Source organism: Agromyces sp. GQ35, assembly GCF_059758475.1.
In genome coordinates this window covers 1,541,434-1,557,788 of the sequence record NZ_JCAXEO010000001.1, presented here as the reverse complement: position 1 = coordinate 1,557,788, position 16,355 = coordinate 1,541,434, and the positions used below count along the sequence as shown (strand labels likewise).

The 16,355-nt window shown below is 70.0% G+C and carries 14 protein-coding genes; 3 read left to right on the top strand and 11 right to left on the bottom strand.

The features are described from left to right. Nucleotides 1–13 precede the first annotated feature (13 nt). The 5 genes from AC6CH0_RS07230 to AC6CH0_RS07210 all read right to left on the bottom strand — a co-directional run bounded on the left by AC6CH0_RS07230 (nucleotide 14) and on the right by AC6CH0_RS07210 (nucleotide 5,450). Nucleotides 14–1,432 (bottom strand): aminotransferase class V-fold PLP-dependent enzyme, encoded by a 1,419-nt coding sequence (locus AC6CH0_RS07230; RefSeq protein WP_498099203.1) that lies wholly within the window; start codon nucleotides 1,430–1,432, stop codon nucleotides 14–16. 136 nt (nucleotides 1,433–1,568) lie between these two features. After that, nucleotides 1,569–2,969 carry an NtaA/DmoA family FMN-dependent monooxygenase gene (locus tag AC6CH0_RS07225; RefSeq protein WP_498099201.1) on the bottom strand — a complete coding sequence of 467 codons (1,401 nt, stop codon included), beginning with the start codon at nucleotides 2,967–2,969 and terminating at the stop codon, nucleotides 1,569–1,571. Nucleotides 2,970–3,089: 120 nt separating this feature from the next. Beyond that, on the bottom strand, nucleotides 3,090–4,187 hold the full coding sequence (locus tag AC6CH0_RS07220; protein ID WP_498099199.1) for a fatty acid desaturase family protein: 1,098 nt from the start codon (nucleotides 4,185–4,187) through the stop codon (nucleotides 3,090–3,092). 178 nt (nucleotides 4,188–4,365) lie between these two features. Then, the gene (locus tag AC6CH0_RS07215; protein WP_498099197.1) at nucleotides 4,366–4,830 is read right to left on the bottom strand and encodes a MarR family winged helix-turn-helix transcriptional regulator; all 465 of its coding nucleotides are present in this window, start codon (nucleotides 4,828–4,830) and stop codon (nucleotides 4,366–4,368) included. After that, entirely contained in the window at nucleotides 4,830–5,450 is a 621-nt protein-coding gene (locus tag AC6CH0_RS07210; protein WP_498099195.1) for a DJ-1/PfpI family protein, read from the bottom strand. The genes AC6CH0_RS07215 and AC6CH0_RS07210 overlap by 1 nt, the downstream gene beginning before the upstream one ends. A 226-nt stretch (nucleotides 5,451–5,676) precedes the next feature. On the opposite strand from AC6CH0_RS07210, the gene AC6CH0_RS07205 reads away from it, so the two are divergent. Next, nucleotides 5,677–7,317, top strand: coding sequence for a stealth family protein (locus tag AC6CH0_RS07205; protein WP_498099193.1), 1,641 nt, complete (start codon nucleotides 5,677–5,679; stop codon nucleotides 7,315–7,317). 252 nt (nucleotides 7,318–7,569) lie between these two features. Here the strand turns inward: AC6CH0_RS07205 and AC6CH0_RS07200 are convergent, their stop codons facing one another. Then, nucleotides 7,570–9,042, bottom strand: coding sequence for a phospholipase D-like domain-containing protein (locus AC6CH0_RS07200; protein ID WP_498099191.1), 1,473 nt, complete (start codon nucleotides 9,040–9,042; stop codon nucleotides 7,570–7,572). A gap of 117 nt (nucleotides 9,043–9,159) precedes the next feature. Then, nucleotides 9,160–10,116 carry a phosphodiesterase gene (locus AC6CH0_RS07195; RefSeq protein WP_498099189.1) on the bottom strand — a complete coding sequence of 319 codons (957 nt, stop codon included), beginning with the start codon at nucleotides 10,114–10,116 and terminating at the stop codon, nucleotides 9,160–9,162. Nucleotides 10,117–10,362: 246 nt separating this feature from the next. Between AC6CH0_RS07195 and AC6CH0_RS07190 the strand changes: the two genes are divergently transcribed. Continuing rightward, entirely contained in the window at nucleotides 10,363–11,379 is a 1,017-nt protein-coding gene (locus AC6CH0_RS07190) for an alpha/beta hydrolase (protein ID WP_498099187.1), read from the top strand. A 148-nt stretch (nucleotides 11,380–11,527) separates the two neighbouring features. Continuing rightward, nucleotides 11,528–13,051, top strand: coding sequence for a glycosyltransferase (locus AC6CH0_RS07185; protein ID WP_498099185.1), 1,524 nt, complete (start codon nucleotides 11,528–11,530; stop codon nucleotides 13,049–13,051). 15 nt (nucleotides 13,052–13,066) lie between these two features. Here the strand turns inward: AC6CH0_RS07185 and AC6CH0_RS07180 are convergent, their stop codons facing one another. The 4 genes from AC6CH0_RS07180 to AC6CH0_RS07165 form a co-directional block, all read right to left on the bottom strand. Further along, nucleotides 13,067–13,585, bottom strand: a complete 519-nt coding sequence (locus tag AC6CH0_RS07180) for a hypothetical protein (RefSeq protein WP_498099183.1) — start codon at nucleotides 13,583–13,585, stop codon at nucleotides 13,067–13,069. Between the two features lie 26 nt (nucleotides 13,586–13,611). Next, nucleotides 13,612–14,037, bottom strand: coding sequence for a DUF2809 domain-containing protein (locus AC6CH0_RS07175; RefSeq protein ID WP_498099180.1), 426 nt, complete (start codon nucleotides 14,035–14,037; stop codon nucleotides 13,612–13,614). Between the two features lie 14 nt (nucleotides 14,038–14,051). Further along, nucleotides 14,052–15,866, bottom strand: a complete 1,815-nt coding sequence (locus AC6CH0_RS07170; RefSeq protein WP_498099178.1) for a DEAD/DEAH box helicase — start codon at nucleotides 15,864–15,866, stop codon at nucleotides 14,052–14,054. 65 nt (nucleotides 15,867–15,931) lie between these two features. Further along, a complete protein-coding gene (locus AC6CH0_RS07165; RefSeq protein ID WP_498099176.1) occupies nucleotides 15,932–16,282 on the bottom strand; it encodes a hypothetical protein in 351 nt (116 codons plus the stop codon). Nucleotides 16,283–16,355 lie beyond the last annotated feature (73 nt).

The following is a 16,355-nucleotide window of genomic DNA, read 5'->3' as shown; positions in this document are numbered from 1 at the left end:
GCCGTCGTCGAGCTCAGCCGGTGAAGCTCGGCCGCGGCCGGTCGTCGACGCGCGGGCACCAGCCTTCGGGCGAGTGGTCGTAGCTGTGCGCCGGTCCGTCGGCAATGAGCCGGGCGAGCGCGTCGAGGAACCGGTCGACGTCGTCGGCAGAGCTGCCGGCGCCGAGGCTCGCCCGAAGGCCGTTCGACCTGGTCGCCGCACGCTCGAAGAAGGGGTGCGCGCAGAAGCGGCCGGCGCGCACCGAGATGCCGTGCTCGCCGCCGAGCGCCGCAGCGAGGAGGCCGACCGAACCGCGCTCGAGCTCGATGGTGGCGATGCCGAGTCGATCGACCGGTTCGGCGTCGCCCGCCGAGGCGAACGCGGCGGCGGGCACGGACGCCGGCACCGCATCGGCGAAGCCGCGGATGACACGTACTCCGGCCTGCGCGGCGAGCCCGGCGTGCAGGCGGGCGGTGAGTGACTGCTCGTGTTCGCGTCGGGCATCGTCGCCGAGTCGCTCGAGTTCGTCGAGCGCGTGGGCGAGCGCGACGGCACCCACGACGTTCGGCGTGCCGGCCTCGTGCCGGTCGACGCCGTGCTTCCATTCGACGCCGTCGAGGCGCACGGCGCCGACGGCGCCTCCGCCCGCGAGGTACGCCGGTGCCGCGTCGAGCCAGTCGGCACGGCCGACGAGCGCTCCGGCCCCGAACGGCGCGTACGCCTTGTGCCCCGAGAATGCGAGGTAGTCGACGCCGGATGCCGCGAGGTCGACGCGCCGGTGCGGTAGCAGTTGCGCGGCGTCGACCGCGATGCGGGCGCCGTGCGAATGGGCGATCTCGGCGAGCCGGTCGACGGGCAGCACTTCACCGGTGACGTTCGATGCGCCCGTCACCGACAGCAGGGCCGCCGGACATCGGGCGAGCTCGACGTCGAGTGCCTCGAGTGTCGCGGCGATGGTCGCACGGCCCTCGACCACGCGACGAGACCGCCAGGGCAGCAGGTTCGCGTGGTGCTCGAGGTCGAGCACCACCGTGTCGCCCGGCACGGCGCCGGCGAGCAGGTTCAGTGCATCGGTCGTGTTGCGGGTGAAGATCACGAGGTCGTCGTCGCGGGCGCCGACGTGACGCGCGACGGCGAGGCGGGCGTCTTCGACGAGCGAGGTCGACACCTGCGAGGGAAACCCCGAGCCGCGATGCACGCTCGCGTAGTACGGCAGCACCCTGGCCACCCGCTGCGCCACGACCTCGAAGGCCGGAGCGGACGCCGCGACGTCGAGGTTCACGTGACGCACCCGGCCGCCGCCGAGCACCGGCACCTCGAGCCCGGCATCGGCGAGCACCGCGAGCGGGCCGGGGCCGGCGGCGGGCGGCGGCACGGCCGTCGGCTCCGCGACATCCGTCACGGCAGCGGCGCGCGAACCACGGCTGGCAGTGCGCTCTTCGATGCTGATCACGGAAGCTCCTCGATTGCGGGGTTCGCGATGAGGCTACGGTCGGCTCGAAACCCCCTCAAGCACCGGTCGCCGCACGAGGTCACACCGCGACACATTGCGACACACGTCGCGGTGTTCGACCCGCCCGATCGCGGGGTCAGATGGCGTACCACCCGACGTCGGCACGCGCCACGTGCACGTTGCCGGGCCGGCTGAGGCCGAGGTGGTCGCGCAGGGTCTCGCCCTCGTATTCGGTGGGGAGCACGCCCCGCCGCTGCAACTCGGGCACGACCTGCAGCGCGAACGCCTCGAACTGCTGCGGCTGCACGGCCGAGAGCACGTTGAATCCGTCGACGGCGCCCGCATCGCCCCATGCCGCGAACTCCGCGGCGATGTCGTCGGCGGTGCCGACGATCATCGAGGCGTTCACCGAGGCCGCGACGACGAGATGTCGCAGCGTCGACGGGCGCTCGCTGCTCGGGCTGCGGCCGGTGCGCTCGGCGACGATCTCGACGAGTTCCTGGCCTGCGGCGCTGAACTCTGCGACGAGTGCCGGGGTCACCGCACGATCGGGCGAGAGCCCGGCGAGGTCGACGCCGACGAGGTTCGCGAGCTGGGCGAGCGAACGCGTCACCGGGAACGCGGCGGGCGGCCCGTCGGGCCAGTCCTCCGCGATCTGCACGAGCTCGCTGAGTTCGTCGGCGATCGACTGGGCGTGCTCGCGGGTCTCCCCGACGATCGGCAGCACCGGGGCGATCACCTTGAGCGTGCGGTCGTCGCGACCCGACTCGAACGCGAGCGCGCGCAGCTCGGCGCGCATGGCGACGGCGTGCTCGAGACCACTGACGGCGACGAGCGCGAGGTCGGCGCTCTGCGCGGCGAACAGCCGCGACCGGGGCGACGTGCCGGCGTGCACGATCGGCAGGTGGCCCTGCACCGGTCGCACCACGTTCAACGGTCCGGTCACGCTCAGGTGCCCGCCGTGGAAGTCGGTGGCGTGCAGCTTCTGCGGGTCGAGGTACACGCCGCTCGCGGCATCCGCGACGATCGCATCGTCTTCGAACGAGTCCCAGAGCCGGCGCAGCACCAGCTCGAATTCGACGGCCCGGTCGTAGCGCGAGCCGTTCGCCGCGTCGAAGTCGAGTCCGTGGTTGCCGGCGACGCGCGGCTCGGCGCCGGCCACGAGGTTGAGGCCGGCACGCCCTCCCGACAGCAGGTCGACCGACGCGGTCGCCCGCGCGAGCGTGTACGGGTCGGAGTAGCTCGTGTTCGCGGTGGCGATCAGGCCGATGCGCGACGTGATGCCCGCGAGGTAGGTGATCGCCGAGATCGGATCGACGCGCGCAACGAGGTACGGGTCGCGGAACTCGAGGTCGTGCCCCGTCGCGAGCCAGTCGCCGAAGAAGAGGTAGTCGAAGCGGGCGGCTTCGGCCACCTCGGCTGTGCGCCGCAGTACGGCGGCGTCGGCGCGGGGGTCGCGATGGGCGCCCGGGTACCGCCAGCCCGACGGGTACGCACCGATCGCCCTGACCATCGCGCCGATGATGAGTCGTGTCACGTTTCGACCTCCGCCCCCGACGCTAGAGAGGCCGGGCGGATGTCGCGAGGGCCGCCGTCACACGGGGGAACCAGCCGTCATACGCCTCAATCCTGGGTCACACGGCGTCACGGCAGGCGTTCAGATCGACGCCCGCTGCACCACGAGGGGGCACTCGAACGGGTCGCGCTCGCCGAGACCGACTCGATTGATGTAGCGGAAGACGATGGCGTACGAACGCCAGAGGGTCGTCTGCGTGTACGGCACGTCGCGCTCCCCCAGGTATGCCGCGATGAGGGGCGCGGCGAGCCGCAGGTGCGGCCTCGGCATCGATGGGAAGAGGTGGTGCTCGATCTGGTAGTTGAGCCCGCCCATCGCGAAGTCGAGCACCCTGTTGCCCCGGATGTTGCGGCTCATGAGCGCCTGGCGTCGGAGGAAGTCGAGCTTCATGCCCTTCGGCACGAGCGGCATGCCCTTGTGGTTCGGCGCGAAGGACATGCCCATGTAGAAGCCGAACAGGCCGAGCTGGATCGCGAGGAACACCGCCGCCTTGTCGGGCGAGAGCACGACGAAGACCAGGGCGAGGTAGCCGATCACCCGCACGGCGAGGAAGGAGATCTCGACGGGGCGCCTCGCGACATGCTCGCGGGCGAACACCCGGTGCACGCTCGACGCGTGCAACGAGAGGCCTTCGAGCAGCAGGATCGGGAAGAAGAATGCGCCCTGGTGGGCGATCACCCAACGAAAGAACGCGGCACGCTCACGGGTGGCCTGCTCAGGGGTGAATGCGACGACGGGTAGGTCGATGTCGGGGTCGACGCCGACCTGATTGGGGTTCGCATGGTGGCGGGTGTGCTTGTGCTGCCACCATCCGTAGCTCATGCCGACGAAGAGGTCGCCGATGACGAGGCTCACCCAGTCGTTCCACTTGCCCGAGCGGAAGATCTGCCGGTGCGCGGCGTCATGGCCGAGGAAGGCCGTCTGCGTGAAGAGGAATGCGAATGCGACGGCGGTGAACAACTGCCACCAGGTGTCGCCGATCCACACGAAGAGCGCGATCGCACCGCCGATGGCGACGGGCACGGCGATGAGCTTCGTCCAGTAGTAGCCGTAGCGGCGTCGCATGAGCCCGGCGTCCTTGATCCGGCGCGCGAGTTCCGTGAAGTCGCTGGCCGGCGTCGTCACGCGATCCACCGGCCTCGGCCGAGTGCGCTGTACCGGTGCGATCTCCGCGGTCATGACGACCTCCTCTCGAGGTCGCCGCACCAGGCCGGGGACACGGCGGTGGGCGAAACGCTTCGAGGTCATCAACGTTACGCCGAGAACGGGCAGACACGAGATTTCCTCACTGAACTCCCAGTCCCGCGGCCTCGAGCGCGGGCCGCGCGGCCGCCCAACCCACGGGTCGCTCGCCCGGTCAGCCGCCCGTACCCCGCACCCGCCGCGACACGGCGATGATGCGCTCGATCGTCGCCCGCGCGGCTTGCAGCTCCTCGGCACCGAGCTCCGCGCCGACCGCGTCGGCCCACGCACGTTGCGCAGCACCGAGACGAGTGACCGCAGCCCGCCCCTCGGGAGTCGGCTGCAGCAGCTTGGCACGCCGGTGCATCGGGTTCTCGAGGTACTCGGCCCAGCCGCGATCGACGAGGAGGTCGGCGGTGCGCTGCACGCTCTGCCTCGCGAGGCCGAGACCGACCCGCCGGGCGATCTCGGCCACGGGAAGACCGCCGTCGAGGGTGGCGCCGAGCACCTGCCACTGCGCCGGAGTGAGCCCGGCGGGGCCGGCGATGTCGCGGGCGGCATCGAGGAACTCCCCGTTCAGCTCGAAGGCCGGCAGCACGAGCTCGGTGACGGCATCACCGGCCGGAGTGCGCCCGACCATCAGGCGGCGCCGACGAGCGCGTCGTAGTAGCGGCGCTCGCCGGTGGTGTACAGGCCGTACCAGGCGTCGATCACCGGCTGCGGCATCGCGCCCAGCGCTTCGAAGACCGCCTTCGCGAACTCGAGGGGCGAGGTCGCAGCGGCCGTGATCACGCCACCGTCGACGACCGCCCGCGCCGGCGAGTACAGCACCTGCCCCGCGTAGCCATCGGCCAGCTCGAGGAAGTCGGGCGCGTTGCTCGTGTGCGCTCGCTCGTTGAGCAGCCCGGCGCGAGCGAGCCCCAGCGTGCCACCGCAGATCGCCGCCACCGGCGTGCCTGCGTCGACGAACTGCTCGGCGAGCGCGAGCACCGACTCGTGCCCCTCGGCCCAGGTGTCGGCGCCGGGCAGAACGAGCATCGCGATGCGGTCGGGGTCGAGGTCCGCGAGCGCGACCTCCGGCAGCACCCGCAGGCCGCCCATCGTCGTGACCGCCGCCGCCGTCTCGCCCGCGACGACGAGGCGGATCGCCCCTCCGGTCATGCCCAGGCCGGCGACGAGATAGCCGTATTCCCAATCGGCCATCGTGTCGGTCGCGTAGAGCACGACCAGTCGTTCATTCGTCTCAGTGTTTGTCAGCATGCTGTCATTCTCGCACGTATGACAGCATGCTGTCAATGACGACGGACGGTGGGATGGCGCGCACCTCCCGCTGCGTACAATCAGAGCATCGCGCTCCGCGCGCTCCCACCCCACGACCCCTGGAGGCCACCGCTCCGTGACGAGACCCGACCGCGATCGAACCCTTGACCGGCAGCAGCACGACGGACACGCATTCGCGAAGCGGGCCACGACGCCCACTCCGCCCATGCGGCTCTCCGACGCGTCCGAACTCGTGCTCGTGGCATCCGCGAACCGTGCGCTCCGTTTCGATCGCGACGACCTCGTCATGCGCAAGGGCCAGTACGCGCTGCGCAACGGGCACATGACGCCGCAGGAGTCGATGGTCGAAGACCTGCTCGCCGTCGGCGCCGCGCTCGATGACGCCGAGATCCCGTTCCTGCTCGTACGCGGCAACGACGACCGGCCGGTCATCGCCGTCGACCGCGCCGAGCGCAAGCGGGTCGCCCGGGCCTTCGCCGACGCCTTCGCCGACGAGCCGTTCTACGCGGCGACCCTCGCGCCGGCCCGGGCCGCCGACACCCACCCGGTGCTCCTCGCCGACGGCAGGCTCTCAGCCGCGCGAAAGCCCGCAGTGCTGCGTGTCTACCGACCTCGCATCGAGCCGATCGGGCGTCTGCGCTACGGCAGCGAGACGGCCGTGCAGATCGAGTTCTGGCGATTCGGCGAGGACACGATCGAGGCCCCCGCTGAGAACGCCCTCATGCGCCGCACCCTGTCGCGGTCCGAGACGACCGACGACGTCGTGCACCTGCACGGACGCGACTGGCCGACCCTCGAGCACATGTTCGAGTCCCTCGCGAGCGACATCGACTTCGAGATCGACATGGTCTTCTCCTGGGTCGACGGGTCGAGCGACGAGTTCATCCGCGAGCGGGCCAAGCGCATGCAGAGTTACGTCGTGGGCGAGGGCGACGACTCCGAGGCGCGCTACCGGCAGATCGACGAACTGAAGTACGCGCTGCGCTCGGTGCACCTCTTCGCACCGTGGGTGCGGCGCATCTTCATCGCGACCGACTCCCCGGCACCGACCTGGCTCGCGAAGCATCCCAAGGTCACCATCGTGCGCAGCGAAGAGATGTTCGCCGACACCTCGGTGCTGCCGACCCACAACTCGCACGCCGTCGAGAGCCAGCTGCACCACATCGACGGCCTCGCCGAGCACTTCCTCTACTCGAACGACGACATGTTCTTCGGCCGGCCGCTGAACCCCGCGCTCTTCTTCTCCCCCGGCGGCATCACCAAGTTCGTCGAGGCCGCCACCCGCATCGGACTCGGCTCGACGCACGCCGGCCGCAGCGGCTTCGAGAACGCGGCACGCGTGAACCGGGCGCTCCTGCGCGACCGCTTCGGCAAGGTCACCACCCGGCACCTCGAGCACTGCGCCGCACCCCTGCGCAAGAGCGTCCTGGCCGAGCTCGACGCGGCGTTCCCCGAGGAGTTCCAGCGCACCGCCGCGAGCCGTTTCCGCTCGGCGACCGACATCTCGGTGACGAACTCGCTGTACCACTACTACGCACTGCTCACCGGCCACGCGGTCGTGCAGACCGACGCCAAGGTCAAGTACGTCGAGACGACGCTGCGTCAGGCGCTGCCCGCCATGAAGCAGCTCTTGAAGCGCCGCGACCACGACATGTTCTGCCTGAACGACGGGAGCTTCCCCGAGATCTCGGTCGAGGAGCGCACGGGCGCAGTGATCGACTTCCTCGAGCGCTACTTCCCGTTCCCGGCGCCGTGGGAGAAAGAGGCAGCGGATGCCTCTGCGCACGCGGATGCCGCGCGCCTGGGCGCCGGCGCGACATCCGCCGTCCCCGAGCTCACCGCCTGACCCCGCCCGCCGATCGAGGAACGAGGGTATCGAGATCCGCCCTCGCCGATCGAGTAGCGAGCGCCAGCGAGCGTATCGAGATCCGCCCTCGCCGATCGAGTAGCGAGCGCCAGCGAGCGTATCGAGATCTCGCAACAGGTCTCGATACGCGTCCTCCTCCGTCGGGCGCCACTCGACCGGCGAGATCTCGCAACAGGTCTCGATACGCGTCCCCCTCCGTCGGGCGCCACTCGACCGGCGAGATCTGCGGGACTACTGCAGCGCCGACGTGAGCCTCGCGACCCCGTCGAGGAACGTCGCCGAGGCTGGCTCCCGTTGCCACTCCTCGAGGGTGAGCTCACGCCCGACGTCGCGGTACCCCTGCTCGACCGCGCGCATCTGGTCGACGAACGAACGGCCGCGCACGAGCAGCATCATCTCGGAGTTGAGGCTGAATGAGCGGATGTCCATGTTGCTCGAGCCGATGACCGCGACGTCGTCGTCGATCGACAGGTGCTTCGCGTGCAGGATGTACGGACCCGGGTACAGCCAGATCTTGACGCCCGCCTGCAGGAGGTCGCGGTAGTAGGAGCGCTGCGCGTGCCAGACGGAACCCTGGTCGCCGATCTCCGAGACGAAGAGCTGCACGTCGAGACCGCGGTAGCAGGCCGAGGTGATCGCGTACAGCATCGCCTCGTCGGGCACGAAGTAGGGGCTCGTGATGATGGCCCGCTGCTGCGCAGAGTTGATGAGCGCGAGGAAGAGGCGGAGGTTGTTCTCTGCGACGTATCCCGGGCCGCTCGGCACCACCTGGCACACGAGTGAGTCGGGTGAGGGGTCGGCCGGCACTGCGACGGCGGGCACGTTCTCCTCCTCGCCGAGCAGCTCGTCGGTCTCGAGGTACCAGTCGGAGAGGAAGACGGTGTTGATGCCGGTGACGATGGGGCCGGTGACCCGCGTCACGAGTTCCTGCCACTGCAGGCCGCGCTTGAGATTCTTCTTCGAGTTGTAGCTGCGATCGATCAGATTCTGCGAGCCCATGAACCCGACGAGTCCGTCGACGACCACGAGCTTGCGGTGGTTGCGCAGGTCGGGCCGCTGGTACTCGCCCTTCAGCGGGCGCACCGGCAGCATGAAGCTCCACTTCGCGCCGATGCGGTCGAGCTCGGCATAGGTCTCGTCGTGACCGGCGGCCTTGCCCGAGGCGATGTGGTCGAGCAGCACGCGAACGATGACGCCGCGCTGCACGGCGCGCTCCATGGCGGCGAAGAACCCCTTCGTGGTCTCGTCGAACGAGACGATGAAGAACTCGACGTGCACGAACCGAGTGGCCTTGTCGATCTCGGCGGCCATCGCGGCGATCGATCCGTTGTAGTCGCCGATGAGCGTCGCCGTGTTGCCGCCCATCGCCGGCAGGGCGCCGAGCACGCGGTTCTGCCGCGTGAGCGAGACGAACCAGTCGGGCCACGACGATCGGTCGGACACGAGTTCGATTCCCTCGGCCCGCTCCGCGATCATGCGGTTGATCTCGGCTTGCCTCTCCACACGCTTCTTCGGCAGCTTGACGCTGCCGATCAGCAGGAAGAAGAGGATGCCGATGAACGGGATCAGGAAGATCGCGAGCAGCCAGGCCATCGCAGCCGTGGGCTTTCGCCCGCGCGGCACGATGATCAGCGCGGCGATGCGGATCGCGAGATCGACCAGCACGAGCGCGACTCCGATGATCGCGGCGACCTCTGTACTCATGACCGGTTCCTCCCCAAGACGCGCGGTTCCCCACGCCGGGGCTTCGCACCTCGCGCGAGAGTGCTCCGAGTATGGCAGGCGGCCGTTCGATCGAACAGGGCGGCGCACCGAGGTGGGTCAGCCCGCGAGCACCGGGATCGGCATGGTGAACGGCGGCTCGGCCGAGACCGGCGCGGCCGCGGCATCCGCGATGCTGATGCCCGACGCGCCGAGACGCCGCACCGTCTCGCCGGCGTCGATCCAGTCGAGCGCTGGGAACGAGCCGAGTGGCACGACCGAGTGCAGCACCGTGGTCGGGTACACGTGCACCAGGTTGAACGCGCGCGCCCCATCGCGGCCGCGCGTGCCGCCGACCGGCACGTTGAGGTCTTGCGTGTAGCAACTGGCCGACGCGACGGAGACCGGCACGCCCGCGAAGGTCGCGGTCGACGAGTAGTGCAGGTGGCCGGCGATGATGGAGCGGATGTCGCTGCCCTCGACCACCTCGGCGAGGCCGGCCTGATCGCGCAGTTCGACGGCGACGGCGAGGTCGAGCACGCTCGGCACGGGAGGGTGGTGCATCGCGAGGATCGTGCCGTGCGGCGCGGGGATCGAGAGCTCTTCCGCCAGCCAGTCGAGCTGGCCCGGTGCGATCTCGCCGTGGTGGTGCCCTGGCACCGTCGAGTCGAGCGTGATGATGCGCAGGCCGTTGACGTCGTCGACCCGGTCGACCGGGCGCACGCCGCCGGTGCTGCCGAAGCTGGACTCGCCGAGCAGCCCGCGCCGGAAGGCGGCGCGATCGTCGTGGTTGCCCATGACCCAGATGACCTGGGCGCCGAGGCGCTCGGCGACGGGATCGACGATGCCGCGGATGCGCGCATATGCGTCGGGTTCGCCCTTGTCGGCGAGATCACCGGTGAAGACGATCGCCTCGGGGCGGGCACCGGATGCCTCGAACTCGTCGAACAGCGTCTGCAGGTGACGCTCGCTCGCGACCCGGTCGTAGAGCATGCCACCGCCAGCGAGCACGTGCGTGTCGCTGATGTGGAGGAGGAAGTGGTCCGGCCGAGGGTACTCGGCCGTACGGCTCGTCACGATTCGTCCCATCGATCGGTGATCGACGCACAACGTCGGGCGTCAGGCATGCAGACTAGCCGACCATGCGGGCCTGAACGGCTCATGAACACGGCATGTGACGAAGCCGAACGCGGTGAGCGCCGGTGAGTCACCCGTCCGGCCGAGCGTTTTCCCGACAGGATGACCGAGACGAGGTCGAGGGGGAAACGAGTGTCGTCGAGGAACACACGCAACGCACTGCCGTCGTGGGGCAACGAAATCTGGTTGACGCGGGGCCAGCGCCGCTTCATCGGCACGGTCGCGACGGTCGCCGTGATCGGCTTCCTGATCACGTGGGTGCTGACGCTCACACCATGGCCGTCGGCACTCGCGATCCGGGCGGTCTTCGAGAAGGGCGGCGCCGACACCGCGGCCGAGATGGACAAGTACGTGACCGACGCGCCGCTCACCGAACATCTCGCGGTGCCGGTCGACGGCGACGCGGCGGACGCCGGCATCACCTTCGACGTGTTCTCCCCCGATGACGGCGACGACGAGCCGTTGCCCACCGTCATCTGGGTACACGGCGGCGCGTGGATCTCGGGCAACTCGTCGAACGTCGACCCGTATCTGCGGATTCTCGCGGCCGAGGGCTACACGACGGTCGGCCTCAACTACACCGTCGGGCCGGAGGCGACGTATCCCACCGCGGTGCATCAGCTGAACGACGCGCTCGCGACCCTCGATGCCGACGCCGACGAGTACCGCATCGACCCCGGCCGCATCGTGATCGCGGGCGACTCGGCCGGGGCGCAACTGGCCAGCCAGCTCGTGACGCTGTCGACCAACCCCGACTACGCGCGACTCATGAGCATCGACCCGGCGCTCGACGCCGACCAGATCGTCGGGGCCGTGCTCAACTGCGGGGTGTACGACCTCGAGGCGATGTCGGAGCTCGACGGCATCGGCGCATGGGGACTCAAGATCGCGCTCTGGGGCTACACCGGCCACCAGGACTGGTCGCAGCTGTCGTCGGGCACGACGATGTCGACGATCGACTTCGTGACCACCGACTTCCCGGCCACCTACATCTCGGGCGGCAACGGCGATGCGCTCACCTGGATCCAGTCGCTGCCGATGGAGGCTCGCCTCGCCGAGCTCGGTGTCGACGTCACCTCGCTGTTCTGGCCGGCCGATCATGCGCCCGCCCAGCCGCACGAATACCAGTTCCACCTCGACTCCGAGGAGGCGCAGGCGGCGCTCGTGGAGACCCTCGGCTTCCTCGAAGAGGTCACCGGCTGAGCACCCAGCTCCCGCCGAGCGACCGAGGTTACGGTTGACGGATGTCCGTCAGGCTCGCACTACCCCGTGGTTCGGAGTGATCGGCGCGCGTCTGCCCGAGGGTCGTCACTTCGCTGTCACGTGGTCGATTCCGGACACCTTCGGTGGCATGACCGACGCCCTGCTGCGACGCTCCGCGGCGTTCCATCGACAGGGCAGGGTGCCGGTCGACGTGCTCACGTTCGACGCCCGACCCGACACGCCCGAGATCGAGGTCGAGCTCCGGCGGCGTGGTGTGCTCGAGGCCGGGGTGCAGATCACGAACCTGTACGACTGGCTCCGGCAGCATCCGCTGCCCGGCGGCTCGCTGCAACTCGATCGCGACGTGTTCACCCCGCTCGATGAACCCAGCGCGAACGACGCCCGCCGCAGCGACGAACCCGCAGGCGAGACACTGCTTCGCGGCGACCGGGTCATGAGTCGCAGCCGCGTCGATGCCGAGGGGCGCACGCTCCAGGTCGATCACTACCGAGCCGACGGCACGCTGCTCCTCAGCGACCGGCGCGACACACGAGTGCGCGGGGAGCTGGGCGGCCGCACGGTCGTGCTGTGCGACGTCGAGGGCCGCCCGGTGCGCTCGTGGCGACGCATCCGTTCGCTCTATCGCGCCTGGCTCGACGCGCTGACCGACGGCCGGCCCAGCTACCTGATCATCGACAGCAAGACCATCGCCCCGTTCCTGCTCGACTACCGCCGCCCGCATGTCGTGACCGCCCATGTCGTGCACGCCTCGCATCGCTCGGCCGGGTCCGAACAGCACCCGATCCGTCGATCGCGGCGAGAGGTGTTCGAGCAACTCGACGGCTTCGACCTCATCGTGCTGCTCTCGCGGCGCCAGCGCGATGATGTCGAGCAGCTCGTCGGCCGGCACGATCACCTGGCGGTGATTCCGAACGCTCGTCCGATTCCGCACCGATCGACCCCGGTACCGCGTGACTCCGGCCGCGGCGTCGTGCTCGCCGCGCTCACCCGGCGCAAGCGGGTCTCGCACGCGATCGATGCCGTGCAGGCAGCGAACGCGGCACGCTCGGCGACCGGCCGGGCGGCTCCACGGGTGCGGCTCGACGTATACGGCGACGGTGAGAGCCGCCCAGCACTCGAACGCCGCATCACCGATCCCGCGGCGGTGCGACTTCACGGGTTCGATCCCGACGCACGACGCCATCTCTCCGGCGCCTCGTTCCTGCTGCTCAGCTCGCACTCCGAGGGCTTCCCGCTCGTGCTCGTCGAGAGCATGGCCGCCGGCTGCCTGCCGATCGCCTACGACATCCCCTACGGCCCAGCCGACCTCATCCGCGACGGGCGGAACGGATTCCTCGTGCCGAGCGGAGACGTCGACGGCCTCGCCGGCGCGATCCAGCGGCTGCAGCGGATGTCGCCACGACGCGTCGCGCGCATGCGTGCTCGCGCGGTGCGCACGTCACGACGCTTCGACGAGCAGCGGGTGACGCGAGCCTGGGCACGAGCGCTGCGACAGGCCGCCGTGCGAGGCGAGGCGCGCAGATCCGACCGGTTCCCTCGCGCTCGGTCGGTCGCGGCGAGACTTCCCCTCCCGCGACCGCTTCGCGCCGTCGGCGCACGGCTCATCGCCGGTGTCGATCGCACGCGTCGGTCATCCGAGCGCGTCGGCTAGACCCCGGCGCACGACTCACTTCGGCTTCTTCGGCCCCTTGCCCTGCCCGGGGTGGTCGTCACCCCGCTCGGGTGCGGCCGTCGGCTCGGTCACCGGGTCGTCGACCGGAGGCTCGTCGATTCCCTCGACCGGCGGCGTCGTCTCGGCTGGAGGCGACAGTGGCGGCGCCGGGGTGGGGAGCACCGGCCCGTAGGGGCTCGGAGCCGTTGGGCGGGTCGATGTCGGGCGGGTCGGATCCGGGCGGGGATCGTCGACCGATGTGGATGCCTCCTGGTCGGCTGCGGCGTCGCCGCTGGGCTGCATGAGTGCGATGCCGCCCGCGAGCATGGCGACGGTCGCGAGACCCGTGACGGCGAGGCCGGCGGCGAGCCGATGACGGGCGACCCACGCGACCGACGTCGCCAGGAACGACAGCAGTGGAGCCACGAGCCCGGTGACCGGTGACGCGGGCGCGGGCGCAACTCGTCGCCCACGTGGGCGCCGCTCGTTGCCGTTCGGCCGAGCCCCGCCGGGCGTGCTCCCGCCGTCGTCCATGCTCTCGGGTCTCCGTCGGGTCTCGGTCAGCTCTCGGTGCGGGCGTCGCCCGTGAACGAGGGTACGCGAGCCCGGTCGATGAAGACGAGTTGCACGAGCCAGGCGAGCACCGCCCCGCCGCCGTACGCGAGCAGGTCGATCGGGTCGAACGAGCCGCCGAGCAGCAGGCGAGCAGGTGGGAACACCTCGACCACCCGCTGCGGCACATCGGTCAGCTGCAGCACCTCGACCGCGGCCGCGAGCGCGAACGCCGCCGCCGAGGCCGGCACAGCGCCGAACCCCGGCCAGCACGCCCGAAGCAGGAAGGCGAAGAGGCCGACGTAGAGCATGCTTCCGAGCAGGTCGACGATCAGCGTGCGATCGACGAGCTGCAGGCCGAGGCCGAGCACGAGGCAGGCGCCGGCGGCCACGAAGCCGCGCACGCGGATGCGTCGCGAAGTGGTCGCCGCCACCGGCATCCGCTCGCTCAGCCCTTGTGGCGGGGCTTCCGGAACGGCTTCTCGCCGTCGTCGTCCGAACGACGCGCCGGGCCGCCGCGATCGGGACGCAGCTCGATCAGCCGGCCCGAGATGCGGGTGCCGTCGAGGCGTTGCAGCGTCTCTTGCGAGAGATCGGCCGGCAGCTCGACGAGCGAGAACTCGGGACGGATCTGGATGGCTCCGAAGTCGCCGCGGCTCAGCCCGCCCTCGTTCGCGAGCGCACCGACGATCTGGCGCGGTTCGACCTTGTGGCGCTTGCCCACCGCGATGCGGTAGGTCGCCATCGGACCGCTGCTCGGCCGCTGACGACGCTCGGGCCGGTCACCGCGATCGCCGCGATCGCGGTCGGAGCGATCGCGACCCGCCCGGTCGCCGCGTTCAGGGCGTGCACCTCGCGCCGGACGGTCATCCCACTCCCGCTCGGAGCGACGCCGCTCAGCCTCGGGCTCGAGCAGCAGCGGCGACTCACCCTGCGCGACGACGGCGAGCGCGGCCGCGACATCCGTTTCGGGAACGTCGTGGTTGCGCACGTAGTGGGCGATGATGTCGCGGAACCCGTCGATGCGCTCGCTCTGGTCGAGCGCCGCGGTGATGCGGTCGTCGAAGCGGGCGAGACGCGTGACGTTGACGTCGTCGACGCTCGGCAACTGCATCTGCACGATCGGCTGCCGGGTCGCCTTCTCGATGCGGGCGAGCAGGCTGCGCTCGCGGGGCGTGACGAAGCTGATCGCATCGCCGGTGCGGCCGGCGCGACCGGTGCGGCCGATGCGGTGCACGTAGGGCTCGCTGTCGGTCGGGATGTCGAAGTTCACCACGTGGCTGATGCGGTCGACGTCGAGGCCGCGCGCAGCGACATCCGTCGCCACCAGGATGTCGAGCTTGCCCGACTTCAACTGGTTCACCGTGCGCTCACGCTGCACCTGCGCGACGTCGCCGTTGATCGCCGCGGCGGAGTACCCGCGTGCGCGGAGCTTCTCGGCGATCTCTTCGGTGACGCTCTTCGTGCGCACGAAGACGATCATGCCCTCGAAGTTCTCGACCTCGAGGATGCGGGTGAGGGCGTCGACCTTCTGCTGGTACGACACGATGAGGTAGCGCTGGCTGATGTTCGCCGAGGTCTGCGTCTTCGTCTTGACGGTGATCTCTTCGGGGTCGTGCAGGTACTGCTTCGACATGCGACGGATCGTCGCCGGCATCGTCGCCGAGAACAGGGCGACCTGCTTCGTGTCGGGAGTGTCGGCGAGGATCGTCTCGACGTCTTCGGCGAAGCCCATCTTGAGCATCTCGTCGGCTTCGTCGAGCACGAGGTACTTGAGCTCCGACAGGTCGAGCGTGCCCTTGTCGAGGTGGTCCATGATGCGGCCCGGAGTGCCGACGACGATGTGCACACCACGGCGCAGCGCCGAGAGCTGCACGCCGTAACCCTGACCGCCGTAGACGGGAAGGATGTGCACGCCCTTGAGGTGCGCGGCGTAGCGCTCGAACGCCTCGCACACCTGCAGGGCGAGCTCGCGCGTCGGTGCGAGCACGAGTGCCTGCGGGGTCTTCTGGGAGAGGTCGAGGCGTGCGAGGATCGGCAGCGCGAACGCCGCCGTCTTGCCGGTGCCGGTCTGGGCGAGGCCCACGACGTCGCGCCCGGCGAGCAGGGTCGGAATGGTCGCGGCCTGAATCGCGGAGGGGGTCTCGTAGCCCACGTCGGAGAGGGCCTTCAGCACAGCACCATCGAGCCCGAGGTCGGAGAATGTCGTCGCGGCGGGCTCGTTGGGAGCCTCCACCTCGACCGGAGCTTCGTCAGCAGTCACGCTTCAGGATAGTCCGTCTGGCTGTGAGAACGCAGTCGTCACGGCTCGAGGCCGGTTCCGAGCGCTCAGAACTGATCGACATCGAACTCGTCGATCATCCGTTCGTCGTCACGCCGGTCGAGCTCCCAGTGCACCTCGGCGGGCGTATTCAATCGTTCGGTCGCATCGCGCAGCTCCGCCACGGCGCCGGCATCGACGAGTTCGATCGCCGGGCCCTGAATCGGCTTGCTCGCGATCGGCAGCGACGGCCCCAGCAGGAGCTTCGCCTTCGACGGTGCGCCGTCCATCGCGACGATCGGGATGTCGATCGTCGCATAGCGGCCCAATCTGGCCAGCGTGCGCGCGTAGTCGAGTACCGCATCGGCGATGGCGGTCGCTGTGGGGAAGTCGTGTCCTGCGTAGAGAAGGCGCTCCATGCTGCTGCTCCGGTTGCGCATCGGTCATGAGTACGGGCACCGGCGGTCGCGGAGCCGTTGGCGCCAACATAGC

Bases quoted from the DNA above. Each gene is read 5' to 3' on its own strand.
- AC6CH0_RS07200 (WP_498099191.1), bottom strand. From the start codon at position 9,042: ATGAGTACAGAGGTCGCCGCGATCATCGGAGTCGCGCTCGTGCTGGTC.
- AC6CH0_RS07185 (WP_498099185.1), top strand. From the start codon at position 11,528: ATGACCGACGCCCTGCTGCGACGCTCCGCGGCGTTCCATCGACAGGGC.
- AC6CH0_RS07210 (WP_498099195.1), bottom strand. From the start codon at position 5,450: ATGCTGACAAACACTGAGACGAATGAACGACTGGTCGTGCTCTACGCG.
- AC6CH0_RS07220 (WP_498099199.1), bottom strand. From the start codon at position 4,187: ATGACCGCGGAGATCGCACCGGTACAGCGCACTCGGCCGAGGCCGGTG.
- AC6CH0_RS07165 (WP_498099176.1), bottom strand. From the start codon at position 16,282: ATGGAGCGCCTTCTCTACGCAGGACACGACTTCCCCACAGCGACCGCC.
- AC6CH0_RS07180 (WP_498099183.1), bottom strand. From the start codon at position 13,585: ATGGACGACGGCGGGAGCACGCCCGGCGGGGCTCGGCCGAACGGCAAC.
- AC6CH0_RS07215 (WP_498099197.1), bottom strand. From the start codon at position 4,830: ATGGTCGGGCGCACTCCGGCCGGTGATGCCGTCACCGAGCTCGTGCTG.
- AC6CH0_RS07205 (WP_498099193.1), top strand. From the start codon at position 5,677: ATGCGGCTCTCCGACGCGTCCGAACTCGTGCTCGTGGCATCCGCGAAC.